Source organism: Bradyrhizobium sp. USDA 376, assembly GCF_054063675.1.
The window spans coordinates 4,717,703-4,731,299 of record NZ_JBSSGN010000001.1 but is presented as its reverse complement, the minus strand read 5'-3'; the positions used below and the strand labels follow the sequence as shown (position 1 = coordinate 4,731,299).

At 65.1% G+C, this 13,597-nt stretch carries 11 protein-coding genes; 2 read left to right on the top strand and 9 right to left on the bottom strand.

Annotated features, from left to right (window positions below):
• Window positions 1-576: 576 nt before the first annotated feature.
• The 6 genes from ACVJ19_RS22080 to ACVJ19_RS22055 form a co-directional block, all read right to left on the bottom strand.
• On the bottom strand, window positions 577-1,326 hold the full coding sequence (locus ACVJ19_RS22080) for a phosphorylase (protein ID WP_453951098.1): 750 nt from the start codon (window positions 1,324-1,326) through the stop codon (window positions 577-579).
• The gene (gene shc / locus ACVJ19_RS22075; protein ID WP_453951097.1) at window positions 1,323-3,275 is read right to left on the bottom strand and encodes a squalene--hopene cyclase; all 1,953 of its coding nucleotides are present in this window, start codon (window positions 3,273-3,275) and stop codon (window positions 1,323-1,325) included. The genes ACVJ19_RS22080 and shc overlap by 4 nt, the downstream gene beginning before the upstream one ends.
• A gap of 65 nt (window positions 3,276-3,340) precedes the next feature.
• Window positions 3,341-4,609, bottom strand: coding sequence for a hydroxysqualene dehydroxylase HpnE (hpnE, locus tag ACVJ19_RS22070; protein WP_453951096.1), 1,269 nt, complete (start codon window positions 4,607-4,609; stop codon window positions 3,341-3,343).
• On the bottom strand, window positions 4,609-5,448 hold the full coding sequence (gene hpnD, locus ACVJ19_RS22065) for a presqualene diphosphate synthase HpnD (RefSeq protein WP_453951095.1): 840 nt from the start codon (window positions 5,446-5,448) through the stop codon (window positions 4,609-4,611). The genes hpnE and hpnD overlap by 1 nt, the downstream gene beginning before the upstream one ends.
• Window positions 5,438-6,322 (bottom strand): squalene synthase HpnC, encoded by an 885-nt coding sequence (gene hpnC, locus ACVJ19_RS22060; protein WP_453951094.1) that lies wholly within the window; start codon window positions 6,320-6,322, stop codon window positions 5,438-5,440. The genes hpnD and hpnC overlap by 11 nt, the downstream gene beginning before the upstream one ends.
• 193 nt (window positions 6,323-6,515) lie before the next feature.
• Complete coding sequence (locus ACVJ19_RS22055) at window positions 6,516-6,749, bottom strand: hypothetical protein (RefSeq protein ID WP_008553259.1); 234 nt, start codon at window positions 6,747-6,749, stop codon at window positions 6,516-6,518.
• 461 nt (window positions 6,750-7,210) lie between these two features.
• Between ACVJ19_RS22055 and ACVJ19_RS22050 the strand changes: the two genes are divergently transcribed.
• Complete coding sequence (locus ACVJ19_RS22050; protein ID WP_453951093.1) at window positions 7,211-7,708, top strand: hypothetical protein; 498 nt, start codon at window positions 7,211-7,213, stop codon at window positions 7,706-7,708.
• A 65-nt stretch (window positions 7,709-7,773) separates the two neighbouring features.
• Entirely contained in the window at window positions 7,774-8,619 is an 846-nt protein-coding gene (locus ACVJ19_RS22045) for a hypothetical protein (protein ID WP_453951092.1), read from the top strand.
• A gap of 28 nt (window positions 8,620-8,647) precedes the next feature.
• Here the strand turns inward: ACVJ19_RS22045 and ACVJ19_RS22040 are convergent, their stop codons facing one another.
• From ACVJ19_RS22040 to ACVJ19_RS22030, 3 genes are all read right to left on the bottom strand, one after another.
• Window positions 8,648-11,014, bottom strand: a complete 2,367-nt coding sequence (locus ACVJ19_RS22040; protein WP_453951091.1) for an efflux RND transporter permease subunit — start codon at window positions 11,012-11,014, stop codon at window positions 8,648-8,650.
• A gap of 207 nt (window positions 11,015-11,221) precedes the next feature.
• Window positions 11,222-12,007: an ethanolamine ammonia-lyase subunit EutC gene (eutC, locus tag ACVJ19_RS22035; protein ID WP_453951090.1), complete on the bottom strand. Its 786-nt coding sequence runs from the start codon at window positions 12,005-12,007 to the stop codon at window positions 11,222-11,224.
• Window positions 12,004-13,590 carry a B12-binding domain-containing radical SAM protein gene (locus tag ACVJ19_RS22030; RefSeq protein WP_453951089.1) on the bottom strand — a complete coding sequence of 529 codons (1,587 nt, stop codon included), beginning with the start codon at window positions 13,588-13,590 and terminating at the stop codon, window positions 12,004-12,006. Before ACVJ19_RS22030 ends, eutC begins: the two co-directional genes overlap by 4 nt.
• Window positions 13,591-13,597 lie beyond the last annotated feature (7 nt).

Sequence of the window (13,597 nt, the reverse complement as noted above, 5' to 3'; positions counted from 1 at the left end):
GACGGGTCATTTTGACCAACTGCTTGCCGCGCCGCTAGCCGTCGGTCGAAGATGGCGGTCGTCTCATTGCCTCCGCCCCGACCACACGAAGGAGCAAAGGATGCAGAATAAGCGATCTCGCGTGCTTCGACCTGAAGCCGTATATTCCCGTGAGTGTTTACAGGAGGCTGCCCTGCCCCACGTCGCCAAGGTCTTCAAGTTCGGCAATTTCCAGTTTATCCGATTGCCGAATGCTCTGTCCCTTCCCGTCGCGCATGTGCAGGAAACAATACATCTCCCGATTTGCTCAGGTGGAGGGAGACTAGCTCAAGCTGGTCGGGATCTTGCCGTGCGAGCAATGGTTGTCGCGCTGGTCTCATACTCATTTATCGCGTGCGGTGGGTCACCTTCCATCGCTCAGGAGGAGCAGAGCTTCCCCCATCAACCTCCAGCCGATTGGGTGGGCAATTGGTCAGATTACGACGTGATTAGGACGCGATGGGTTTCGCAAGGGCGAAACCTATCCAACGCCCAACGAAAAAAGCCCGATCGCTTTCGCGACCGGGCCTCTTCTTCGATTTCGACGCGACTATGCGCTCAGGCCGCCTTCGACACCAGCGCCTCGCTGTCGATCAGCTCGGTGCCGATCAGATAGTCGCGGCAGCCGCGCAAAGACCGCAGCGCACGGTTGAAGTCGATGCCGGTCGAGACCAGCGCGTGGAGCGTTGCCGGATTGCGCACGATGCCGCGCAGCACGGCGGCGAGGTCGATCTGGCCGTTCGGCTTGATCGCGGCGCGGGCGAGCGCCGGCAGCGCGCGATGGGCGGGGTCGCTGATGACGCGGACCGCGGCGAAGGGCAGCCCGGCCTCGGCGGCGTAGGCGGCGGCGATGTGGCTTTCCATGTCGACGGCCGCGGCTCCGGTCTCGGAGTGCAGTGCCGCCTTGCAGGACCGCTTCGTGACCACTTCCTCGGCGCCGGCGAGGCTGCCGCGCACCACACGGCGGCGCCCCGAGGTCAGGCGCTCGATCAGGTCGTCGCCGAGCGACAGGCCGGCCGCCCAGCGGGTGTCGCCGGAGAGCACCTCGGTCGCCAGCACGACGTCGCCGGAGCGCAGCGTCGGGTCGAGCCCGCCGGCCACGCCGAACGAGATCACGCCGCGAATCGTCTCGGGATCCACCACCGTCAGCAGCGCCCGCAACTGGGCCGGGCTGCTGGATGAACAGATGACCGCCATGCCAGGGCCGGCCGCAATACGGGCCTCCTGCACCAGTCCGGTCACGATCAGTATCGGCCGCGGGTCGATGGCATTACCCACGGTAATATAGTCCCCCGTCCCCAAAGTCACATTCCGACCCCTACCACCCTGCTGTTGGTGTTCCGCAAGTTCCGATACCGCGCCAACGCCCACAGCGGAAAGAACTTTGGGTAACCATGATACCGTAGATAGAACACGCGGGGGAAGCCTGTGGCGGTGTACCGCTGCTCGTCCCACAGTCCTTTTTCGTTCTGTGTTGCAATCAGGTACTCCACCCCCCGGGCGACGGCGGGGTGATCAACCTCGCCGGCCGCCATCAGGGCAAGCAAGGCCCATGCCGTTTGCGAGGCGGTCGAGGGGGCGGCTTCCCAGCCCTTGTAATCGAGCCGGTAGCTGACGGCGTCCTCGCCCCAGCCGCCGTCGTCGTTCTGGATCGAGGCCAGCCAGTCGGCGGCTTTCCGGATCATGGGGTCGTCGTGGCGGACGCCGGCCATGTTGAGGGCGCAGAGCACCGACCAGGTTCCATAGATGAAGTTCATGCCCCAGCGGCCGTACCAGGACCCCTCCGGGTGCTGGGTCTTGCGCAGATAGGCGACGCCGTCGGCGACGTGCTTGCTGGTCTTCTCGGTCTCGCCCAGCTGGGCCAGCATCGAGATGCAGCGCGCGGTGACGTCCTCGGTCGGCGGATCGAGCAGCGCGCCATGGTCCGAGAACGGGATGTTGTTGAGGTAATATTCGAGGTTGTTGACGTCGAAGGCGGCCCAGCCGCCGTCGTCGCTCTGCATGCCCTCGATCCACTCCCGCCCGCGGGCGATCGCGGCATCATAGCCGGTCGCACCGTGCTCCCGGCGCATGCGGTCCATCGACATCACCACCACGGCGGTGTCGTCGAGATCGGGGTAATGGGCATTGTTGTACTGGAAGGCCCAGCCGCCCGGACGCACGTCGGGCCGCTTCGCCGCCCAGTCGCCCTTCACCTCGAGCTCCTGCCTGGGGATCAGCCAGTCGAGGCCCTGCTTGGCCGCAGGCACCGCCTTGTCGCCGCCGGCTTCCAGCAGCGCGTGTGCGGTCAGCGTCGTGTCCCACACCGGCGAGACGCAGGGCTGGCAATAGGCTTCGTCGTCGCCGATCACGAGCAGCTTGTCGATGCCGCGGCGCGTGATCGCGCGCGGCGGGAAATTCTCGTCCTTGCCGAGCGCGTCGTACATCATGACGATGTTGGCCATCGGCGGATAGATCGCGCCCATGCCGTCCTCGCCGTTGAGCCGCTCCTCGGTGAAGGCGAGCGCGGCGTCGATCGCGCGCTTGCGCAGGCTCTTCGGAAACAGCGGCTCGATCACGCGCAGAATCGCATCGAGCGAGCGGAACAGCAGAAACCAGGCCATGCTCTGATGCGGCGCCTTCGCGGTCATGCCGATCGAGCGCGGATCCTGCAGGAACAATTCGTCGATGCCGACGCCCTTCGGATTCCTCGCGCGCGGCTTCAGCGCGGCGATCACCATCAGCGGCACCATGGTGGTGCGCGCCCAGTAGGAGATCTTGTTGAGATGGAACGGCGACCAGAACGGCAGCAGCACGATCTCGATCGGCAGCACCGGCACCGCGCGCCAGGTCACGACACCGAAGGTTGCGAGCAGGAAGCGGGTGAAGACGTTGCTGTTGATCGCGCCGCCGCGGGCGTGGATCGCCTCGCGCGCCCGCACCATATGCGGGGCGTCGACGGAGTCGCCGATCATCTTGAGCGCGAAGTACGCCTTCACGCTGGCGCTCATGTCGAACTCGCCGTCATGCACCAGCGGCCAGCCGCCATGGGCGCCCTGCACGCGGCGCAGATAGTTGGCGATCTTGGCCTCGAGCACGATGTCGACCGGCTCGGCGAGATAATGGCGCAGGAGAACGTATTCGGCCGGAATCGTGCAGTCGGCCTCGAGCTCGAACACCCAATGGCCGTCGGCTTGCTGGAAGCCGAGGACGCCTTGCGTCGCCGACGCAATGCTCGATTCCAAAGCTTCGCGGCTGGTCGCGTTCACGGAATCCATGTCGCTCGATTGCTCCGATAGTCGATTGAAAGTTGACCGGGACATCGCCCGTCAGGGCCGCTTTTTCAGGATCCTTTGGCGGCCAGAACCAGATCGGCGGCGCGGTCACCCGACCGGACCGATCCCTCGATGGTTGCCGGCAATCCCGTAGCAGTCCAGTCGCCGGCGAGGAACAGGTTTTTCAGCGCAGTGACCGGCCCCGGACGCAGGGCATTCTGGGCAGGCGTCGCCGCAAATGTGGCACGGCGCTCACGCACGATCTGCCAAGGGGGCAATTGAGGCGGCAGCTCGCCGGAAACGCCGCCCGCCTTGCAGACATCGTTCCAGATCACCTGCGCGAGTTCCTCGCGCGGCATGTCGACGAGACGATCGCCATTGCTGATGGTGACGGACAGCCGGTTCGGGAACGCGAACAGCCACTCCACGACACCGCCGATCACGCCGAGGATCGGCGCCGAGCCCGGCGGCGGTGTGATGCGGAAATGCGCGTTGACGATGGCGCGGAATTCGGTCGGCGTCTTCAGGCCCGGCAGCAGGCTCGCGGCCGCGCGCGGCGGCACCGCCATCACGATGACGTCACCCGCACCGAGCTGCACCACATCCTCGCCGCCGAAATTCAGCGCGCTGACCTTGCCGTCGATGCTGACGAACGAACGCAGCTCATGGCCGAGCTGAACGGTGTGGCCATGCTCAGCCAAGAACTTCACCGCCGGCTCTATCAGCACGGCGCTGAGGCCGTCGCGCGCGATCAGGGGACGGCAGGCCTGCCCGCCCGCAAGCAGCGTCTCGCGCACGATCGCGCCGGCAAGCCCGGCCGAGCCCTCGGGCGGATCGACGTTGAGCGCGGCCAGCAACAACGGCTGCACCAGGCGCTGATAGAGAATGCCTTCGGTCGGAATGGACTTGCCGACCAGCGTCTCCTCCGACGCCCAGATCAGCGGCGCCAGCTTGAGATAATCGGTGAGACCGGTGTCGGGCACGCGGCGCCCTTCGTCGAGCACCCAGGTCGGCCATCGGCCATCGCCGAGATCGATCTGCCAGCGCTGCCCGGTCTTGATATCGACGAACGGAAACTGCGCGCTGTCAGGGCCGACGAGCCCCGCCTCGGTGCCGATCGATCGCGCATAGGCGCGCGCGTGGCTGTTGCCCGACAGCAGCAGATGATTGCCGTTGTCGATGGTGAGATTGGTGGCACCGTCGAAATAGGACCGGCAGCGGCCGCCGGCCTGGTGCGTCGCCTCGTGCACGGCAACCTTGAAGCCGGCATTGGCGAGCCGCACGGCGGCGGAGAGGCCGGAAATTCCAGCACCGATGATGTGAGCTGTGTTTTGCATCAGATAAAAGCGTAACGGAGCAGGATCAGGATGCGTGTGATCTTCGACACACGCACCGGCTCGCGCGGCGCGTTGAAACCGCGCGCGATCAGGAGGTCCAGAATGGAATGATAGTATTTCGACATGATCCGCGGCGCGCGCACGGCGCGGCGCTTGTTGCGGTTCATGATCTCGTCCGACTTCTCGAAATGCACCTTGGCGCGCTGCGTCAGCGGCACGCAGACCTTCGGCAGCGCGCGCTCGGTGATGACGCGGTTCGGATCATTGGAGGTGATGCCGGCATGCAGCAGCGCCTCGCGCGGCAGATAGAGCCGGCCGAGACCGGCGTCCTCGTCGATGTCGCGCAGGATGTTGGTGAGCTGCAGCGCGCGGCCGAGATGGTGGGCGAGCAGGATGCCGTCTTCCTCGGGCATGCCGAACACCCGCACCGACAGCCGTCCCACGGCGCTGGCGACGCGATCGCAATAGAGATCGAGCGTCGCCATGTCGGGCGCGCGGATGTCCTGCGGCACGTCCATCTCCATGCCGTCGACGATTGCCAGGAAATCCTCGCGCTTGAGCCCGAAGGTCTTCACCGAGGCGACGTAGTCCTTCAGCCGCGGCGGCGGATTGCCCTGGTAGAGCGCGTCGATGTCGTTGCGCCATTGCTGAAGCGCGGCGAGCCGCTCCTCGCGCGGGCCGTCGGAATCGGCGATGTCGTCGACCTGGCGGCAGAAGCTGTAGATCTGGAACATCGCCTCGCGCTGGTCGTGCGGCAGGATGCGCATCGCGGCATAGAACGAGCTGCCGGATGCGGTCGAGCCATAACTGGCGCCGGGCGTGGCCGCCTCAAGCGTCATGTGCAGTCCCCGGTCTGGAAATGGCCTTGCGTCCGATCGCGCGGCGGCCGACTTCGCCGATCATGCCGGCGAGGCTGAAGGTGAGCAGTTCGAACTTGTTCAGATGCACGCGCTCGCGCAGGGGATCGCGCACCCTGAGCAGGCGCACGATGCGGTCGGCATAGGCCTGGATCACCGCGACATCGACGCCAAGGCGGAAATCCCGGATCTCTGCGCTCAACGACCTGCCCTCGTCGAGCAGCGCCTCGTTGCGCGCGGCGAGCGACTGCAGGCAGGCCAGCATCGCCGGCGGCGACTGCGCGAGCCCGAGCTGCTCGACCGAGGCGCCGCTCGCGGCCAGCGCATCGCGCGGCAGATAGACGCGGTTGAGCTCGCGGAAATCCTTGCCGCAATCCTGCAGGTGGTTGTTGATCTGAAGGCCCGCGCAGAGCGCGTCCGATGCGGCCCAGGTCGAGGTGCTCTCGCCATGGACGTCGAGCATGAAGCGGCCGACCGGCATCGCCGAATAGCGGCAATAGTGGATGACCTCGTCCCAGGTCTCGTAACGCAGCTTGGTCACGTCCATGCGGAAGGCGATGAGCACGTCGAGCGCGTGACGCGGCGCCATCCCGCGCTCGGCCAGCGCACGGCGCAGCGTGACGGCCTCAAGCTGGGTGTCGCCCTTGCCGAGCAGTTCCGCCTCGAGCAGGTCGAGATAAGCGAGCTTCTGGTCGGGCGGCAGCGTGGCGTGATCGGCGATGTCGTCGGCAGTGCGGACGAAATTGTAATAGGCCAGGATCAGGGCGCGATGACGCGGATGAATGATCCAGGACGCGACGGGAAAATTCTCGTCGCGGTCACCCTTGCCGGATCGCAATTCGCTCGCAGTGGTCATCGAGGGCTGGTTAACAATCGTTTGGACAGGAAGGGCTTTTTGGCTCGCGCGGGCTCATGCCGACGATGCCGCCGCGGCCCCCATATAGGGGAATACGGCCGCAAAACCAATCCTGTCTGTCGATGGCCGCCCCTGGCGGATCGCCCCCGAAAAGGCGGCCCCCGGGCCGCCTTGGGTAGGCCAATGGCCGAGCTTACTGGTTGTGGTTCTTCAGGACCTGGTCGCAGGCCTGGGAGATCTTGGCCCGGTTCTCCTTCAGGCAGGCCAGGATGGTGAAATCGCCCTGGTCGATGACCGGACGACAGAACTTCTGCACATCGCGCGTGCAGGCCTTCTGCTCGGCGTCCGTGCCGCGCCCTTGCTGGGCGAACGCCGCCGTCGAAAGGGATGCCGACAGCAGGGTGAGAGCGACGAGAAGCTTACGCATTGTATTCCTTCATTCTGACGGCAGAATCGCACCGATCCCGGACAGCACTGGGCGGACGGCCGGAACGGATTGTTCTGATGGCAAGTCGCCGCGAAAGTAGCGGCCTCAGAGAAGGCACAAGCACTGGCAAATGCGGCCAAATTGGCGCCGCCCCCACCAAATCAGGTCTTCCCCGCACCTTCATTGGCAGATGTAAGGGGTTGATACTACGTCATAATTCAGAAAGCTCGCATTTTACTGCACGGCTGTTGCAGAGCTGCATCTCTCCGCCCCGCCCTTTTGGCCGGAAACACGCCGAAACACGGCAAATCGCAAGGTCTGGGCCCTCGCCGGCGCCCGATGAACCACCATCTCTGGTCCTGGCGCGTTGAACCTGACACAGGCTCGGAACACTAAACCTTCGATGTGGCGAGACGTCCTTAATCCTTGAGCGGACGTCGTTCCAAAACGGGATATTTGTGATGAAATTCTTTGGGCGATCTGGACTGGCAATCACTGCGGCCGGCGTTGGCGCTGCGCTGCTCTTCTCGGCTTCGGCGAGCCACGCACAGTCGTCCGGACCGTTTGCCGGCTTCGACGGCGCGTGGACCGGCACCGGCACGGTCTCGCTGTCCGACGGCTCCACCGAACGCATCCGCTGCAAGGCCGACTACAAGGTCGCCGGCAGCGGTCTCAGCCTCAAGCAGGCCCTGCACTGCGCCTCCGACAGCTACAAATTCGACCTCACCAGCGACGTGACGAGCCAGGGCGACCGCATCTCCGGCAATTGGAGCGAGGCCAGCCGCAACATCTTCGGCAATCTCCAGGGCACCGCCGGCGGTGGCCAGATCGACGTGTTCGTCGAGGCCAACGGCTTTGCCGCCAATCTGTCGCTGCGCACCAACGGCACCAAGCAGACGGTGCAGATCTCTTCCAAGGGCGAGATCCGCGGCGTCAACATCACGATGACGAAGGGCTGATTGCCCTTCGCGGCCGATGAGGAAACACGCCCCCGGTTCTCGCGAGCCGGGGGCTTTTTGCTGACATGAACCATCTCCGCAGAAACCTGCTCAAAGCCATTGGGCTCTTCGCCGCGAGCGGCGCATGGGCCAATGATCAACCGTCAATCCAGCGGGAGACGGACATGCAGCCTTCTGCGGTAAAGCCGCGCCACGTACTCTGCTTCCTCGGCAAGGATGACAGCCTGCTGCGACCGCCGAAGGCGGTGGCCAGGACGATCGCGGATTTCAACTTCGAGATCGATCGCACCTATTCGCAAGCCAGGCCCGATCCGCACATGGAGCGCTCGTTCGGCGTATGCTGGGACCGCGTCTTCCCGAAAGCATGGTCTGCGGCAGACGAAGCCGCCGTGGCCAACCACAAGGCGGTGCTCTACGTGCTGAGCCCGCCGCTGGAGCAGCAGAAGGCAGTCGCCTATTCGGCGGCGGCCTTGCGCATCGTCGAGGAGATGATCGAGGCCGGCGCCAGCGCCGTGAAGGGCGAGAGCGCGGGCGTCGCCCACGGGCTTGCGCGATGGCGCAGCCTCGCCGATCAGGCACGCACGGGCGCAAAGACCGGCCAAGGCCTCGGCATCACGCCCGCCCTCGCCAAGGCCTGTCGGCTTGCCTTCGCCAAGCGCCCGCTTGGCGGCGATCGCTATTACGAGACCGTCGGCTATCACCTCGTCGGCCTGCCGGAGGTCTATGTCGCGAAATCGCGCGGCAACGAATGGTCCGCGGTGATGCTGATGGAGGAGATCGCCAACGCCATGGCCGAGATCGGCGTTGAAGCGACCATGCGCGACCGCAAGCTCACGCTCTCGCGGGAGCAGGACTACGCCGAGGACGATTTCAAGTTCAACCCGTACGGGATCGTTCGGATCGAGGAGTGAGTGCGGGGCGGCTTCTGCCGCCCCACGCTCAAATCGCCGGCTTGTCCGTGCCCTGCAGCTTGTCGTGCAGGTTGATCAGCCACATCGCGGTCGGCCTGAGGATGAAGAGGTCGGCGACGAGCGCCATGACCATCGAGAAGGCGCTGAGCCAGCCGAACAGCCGCAGCGACGGCAGGTCGGAGAACACGGTGACGACGAGGCCGCAGGCCAGCACCACCGTGGTCAGGATCAGCGCGGGTCCCACCAGCACGGTCGCCCGCTCCACCGCGAGCGCCGAGCCGACGCCCGGCTTGCTCTCCAGTCTCAGGCGATTGAGGAAGTGGATGGTGGCGCTCAGTCCCAGGCCGAACGAGACGGTGAGCGCGACGACGCTGGCGAATTGCAGCCCCTCGCCCATCGCCCACAGCACCGTTCCCGACATCACCACCGGGAAGATGCCCGGCAGGATGCAGGCGAACATCACGACCCAGGAACGGAAGGCAAGGCCGATGAAGATCGCGACCAGTGCGAATTCGACGGTGAGGCCGCGGTTCAGCTTCTCGATCATGCTGGCCGAGTTGCGCGCGGCAATGGCGGCAAGGCCGGTCACAGCGATTTCGTAGCCGGGATGCTTCTTGCGGACGGCGTCGAGCTCGGAATCGAGCTTGTCGACGATCGGCAGGAGCTGGCTGGAATCCTTGTCCGGCACGCGGCCCGCGACCACCACGGCGTCCTGCTCGGCGTCGATGAAACGCCGCACCAGATGCTCGGGAATGACGCTGACATATTCCTTCAGCGTCGCGACGTCGGCGCTGCCGGCCTTTTCCGCGAGCCAGCGGCGCAGGGTCTCGAGCGACCAGACGTTGCCGACGCCGGCCGCCTTCTCCACCGTCGCGTGCACGTCGGCGATGGTCTGCAGCGTCTCCGGCGAATACAGCGTTTCACCCTTGGGGAACGCGATCAGCACGTTGACCGGATTGGCGCCAGTGAGCTTGGCGTCGAGCCGGTCGCTGGCGGCGACCGCCTGGCGCTTGTCCGGCACCTGGTCGGCGAGCCGGTAGCGCGGCTCCAGATTGGCGTAGATGACGCCGAGGCCGCCGACGAACAGCACCGCGATCAGGCTGAACAGGCCGGGCCGGCCCACCATGCGCACCGCGATCCAGTAGCAGAAATTGCGCAGCGCCTGGACGCCGGCATCGGCGCCCTGGAACTTGACCGCGAAGACCTTCTCGTTGCGCACGAACAGCACGCCGAACACCGGCACCAGCGACAGCACCGCGACCAGCGCGATGATGGTGGCGGCAAGGCCCGCCTCGCCGAACTTGCGGATCAGGTCGGAGTCGGAGAATTGCAGCGCGATGAAGGAAATGCCGGCGGTGCCGTGCGTCAGCACGCAGGCCGGGCCCACCACCAGCACCGCATTCTTGAACGCGGTGAACTTGTCCTGGCCGGCGATCAGCCGGTCGCGCGCGGCGAAGGTCAGCTGCATCGAGTCCGAGAAGCTGATGACCATGATGAGCGGCGTCATCACGTTCAGGAACATGTTGAGGTTGAAATTGGCCCAGCCGAGCGCGCCGAGCGCCAGCAGGATCGCGATCATCGGCGGGAACGCCGCCGCGATCATGAAGGAGATCTTGCGGAAGAAGATGATGGCGATGATGCAGCCGGCGAGAATGCCGAGGATGTTGTAGGTGAGCCCGTCGCGCTCGACCGCGTTGCGGATCTCGAGCTGCATCACCGGCACGCCGGAGAGCTGCACGTTGAGCCCGGTATCGCTGAGATCTTCCTTCATCAGCGCGCGGATGTCGGCGACGGTCTTGGTCAGCTTGTTGGAGGCGACCACTTCGGGATCGAGCGAGAGCACGATCAGCGCCAGCGTGCCGTCCTCCGACAGCAGCTTGCCGCGGATGATCTCGTTGTTCTTGACGGTCTCGATGAACTTGTCATAGGCCGCGCCCTCGGGCAGCTCGGGCGGGAACAGCGCCGCCGGCAGCTTGCCCGGCGCAGGGGCCTGACGCGCCGAGAACAGCGAGACGAGGCCCCGCGTGCCTTCGACCAGCTGCATGTCGGTGACGAAGTCGCGCAGCTTCTCGAGGTTGTTCCGCGCCAGCAGGGTCTTGCCCTCGACCACGACGAGGACGTCGAATTCCTCGGCCGGGAACTTCTTCGTCACCTCTTCATACTGCTTGAATTCGCGGGTGTCGGAACGGAACAGCTGCGACAGCGAATCGTCGATCTTGATCCGGTAGATGCCGAATACAGCGCCGACAATCAGGGCGAGCAGGACGATGCAGGAAACAATCGGCGCCCGGACGGCGATCAGCCCGAGCCGCTCCAGCCCGAAGGCGATCGAGGACGAAGGTCCCTGCTCGATCTTCTCGACATGAACCTTACTCTCGCTGTGCTTTTCGAGCATGCCTTGTCCAGTTCCTAAATCGGCTCGGTCTTGTGAGCTTATTGCGCCCCGCGAACGGCTTGAAAACGCCATACCAATGGGAGGCTTGCCCCTTGAAAATGCGCGGAAAATCGCCGGCAGCGGTTTAGCAGGTCAAAAGGCCTTTTCGCAAGCAGGCGGAGGGGTCGCCGAACCGATCAAAATGCGGCGATTTTGCCGGAATGCCCGTCATTTCGGCAAAGCCGTGCCGATTCGACGCGGCGCCCGGTCGGCGCTCTCGTCCTTCAGCGCCACGCCGGTGACCTCCCGGGCCAGGCCCTCGCGGATGAGCCAGGCGATCTTGAAGGCGGCCTCGTCGTGACTCAACCCAGCCTTGTGGATGTTCGACACGCAATTGCGCTCGGCATCGGTGCGGCCCGGCTTCGGCGCGAAGGTCAGATAGGCACCGAGACTGTCGGGCGCGGACAGGCCGGGCCGTTCGCCGATCAGCATCACGACCATGCGGGCGCCGAGAATCGCGCCGATCTCGTCGCCGAGCGCGACACGGGCGCCTGAGGCGACGACGACATGGCCGGGCGCGACAGCATCGCCCTCCGCGAGCAGCGGCAGCAGGCACCTCACCAGCGCCACCGCATGGGCGTGGACCGCCGCCGCCGACAGGCCGTCACCAATCACGAGCGCGAGCTGGCATGGCCCGGCAGCGCCTCGCGCGAGAGCTTCGGCAGACCCTGGATCGAGCTGTCGTCCGAGATCGGGGCGCCGCAGATAGTCCCGGCGGTCGGCGGCCTGGCTCCTCGCCTCGCTGACGGCAAGACCCAGCGCGCCGAGATCGGCGACCAGACGCGGCGCTTCGAAGACGGCATGCACGGCATCGCGGGCGCGGGCATGATCCAGCGTGAAATCGAGCAGCGCCCGCGTCGGCACGCTCGCGCCGCTGCGCCCGAGCGCAACGCGTGCGGGCGTGAACGACCTGAGGTCGATAATGGGGCGAGCCGGAACGGATCTGTCACTCATTCGGCGGGAACGGCGGCCTCGCGCAGCCGGATCGAGTAGTTCGAGGCGTTCTGCTTGCCGCTGGAGGCCGCGCGCGCAAAGGTGATGAGGTGGTGCGCGATCATGGTGCAGCCGATCAGGCCTTCGATGTCGCCGTGCTTGATGCGTCCAAGCGCAAACTTCCAGAACACGCGCTTATAATCTCCGAGCACGCCGACCTTCCAGAAGATGTTGCGCAGCATGACGAGAGCGCGCCTGATATTGGGCCAGGTCTTCATCTCGTCCGGCACCGGCACCTTGAGGCGGTGCACATAGACCTGGTCGCACTGATACTGGAAGCGCGCGTAGACCTTCTCGGGCTCGTAAGCGACCGCCATGGCGTGCTTCCAGGATGCGACGACCTCGTCATAGGGCAACAGGAAGTCGACGTTGGAATCGCGCCCGTCGTCCTCGATCAGGCGTCCCTCGCGCTCCAGACGATCCCACAGCGGCGTCTTCGGCAGCGCCTGAAGCAGGTTGATGGTGAGCAGCGGAATCCGGGATTCCTCGACGAAGGCGAGCAGTGCCTCCGAGGTGTTGGGCTTGTCGGTGTCGAGCCCCATGATGATGCCCGACACGACCTCCATGCCATAGGAGTTGATAGTGTGCACACCCTCGAGGATCGGGACCATCATGTTGTGGTCCTTGTGCATCGCCTTCAGCGCGTCAGGGTCGGGCGTCTCGATGCCGCAGAAGATGGTGATGAAGAAGGCCTCGCGCATCTTCTCGAGGATCTCGGGCCGCTTGGCGATGTTGAGCGTCGCCTCGCAGGCGAGCCGCACCACGTAGCCGGTCCGTTTCTGCCATTCAATCAGGTGTGGCAACAGATCCATCGCCGCCTTGCGGTTGCCGATGAAATTGTCGTCGACGAAATAGACCGTGTCGGTCATACCGCATTCGCGCAGGCGGTCGAGTTCGGCGATGATCTGCTCCGGCGTCTTGATGCGCGGGTTGCGCCCATAGAGGCCGGGGATGTCGCAGAACTCGCACTGATAGGGACAGCCGCTGGAATACTGGATGCTGCCGAGGAAATATCTCTTCACATCGGCGAGCTCGTAGGCCGGGATCGGAAACTCCGTCATCGGCACGCGGTCCTTGGTCGTCAGCACCACCTGCGCCTCGGGCCGCGAGGTGTCGCGCGAAAGAATCACGAGCAGCTGATTGGTGGCATCGCCGAGCTCGCCGACATGGAGATAGTCGAACGACGGATAGTAATCCGGGCAGGCGCTGACCGAGGGGCCGCCGAGCGCGACCGGCAGATCGAATTCATGGGCGCGGCGGCAGATGTCGTTCATCTGCTGGCGCTGGATGTGCATGCCGCTGACGAAGACGACTTCCGCCCACTCGAACTCTTCCTTGGTCGTGCAGCGGAGGTTCTCGTCGACGAATTTGACCTGCCAGTCTTTCGGAAGATAAGCAGAGATCAGCAGCAGGCCCTGCGGCGGCATGAAGGCGCGGACGCCATCGGTCAGGGGGTAGGAATGCTCGAACGTACCGAACGAGGACGTGTAGCGCGGAAATACGCAGAGAATCCGCCGGGACGTACCGTTGCTTTCAGCTCGCATCTAAGCT

Bases quoted from the DNA above. Each gene is read 5' to 3' on its own strand.
- shc (WP_453951097.1), bottom strand. From the start codon at position 3,275: ATGGATTCCGTGAACGCGACCAGCCGCGAAGCTTTGGAATCGAGCATT.
- hpnE (WP_453951096.1), bottom strand. From the start codon at position 4,609: ATGCAAAACACAGCTCACATCATCGGTGCTGGAATTTCCGGCCTCTCC.
- hpnD (WP_453951095.1), bottom strand. From the start codon at position 5,448: ATGACGCTTGAGGCGGCCACGCCCGGCGCCAGTTATGGCTCGACCGCA.
- hpnC (WP_453951094.1), bottom strand. From the start codon at position 6,322: ATGACCACTGCGAGCGAATTGCGATCCGGCAAGGGTGACCGCGACGAG.
- ACVJ19_RS22055 (WP_008553259.1), bottom strand. From the start codon at position 6,749: ATGCGTAAGCTTCTCGTCGCTCTCACCCTGCTGTCGGCATCCCTTTCG.
- ACVJ19_RS22050 (WP_453951093.1), top strand. From the start codon at position 7,211: ATGAAATTCTTTGGGCGATCTGGACTGGCAATCACTGCGGCCGGCGTT.
- ACVJ19_RS22045 (WP_453951092.1), top strand. From the start codon at position 7,774: ATGAACCATCTCCGCAGAAACCTGCTCAAAGCCATTGGGCTCTTCGCC.
- ACVJ19_RS22040 (WP_453951091.1), bottom strand. From the start codon at position 11,014: ATGCTCGAAAAGCACAGCGAGAGTAAGGTTCATGTCGAGAAGATCGAG.
- eutC (WP_453951090.1), bottom strand. From the start codon at position 12,007: ATGAGTGACAGATCCGTTCCGGCTCGCCCCATTATCGACCTCAGGTCG.
- ACVJ19_RS22030 (WP_453951089.1), bottom strand. From the start codon at position 13,590: ATGCGAGCTGAAAGCAACGGTACGTCCCGGCGGATTCTCTGCGTATTT.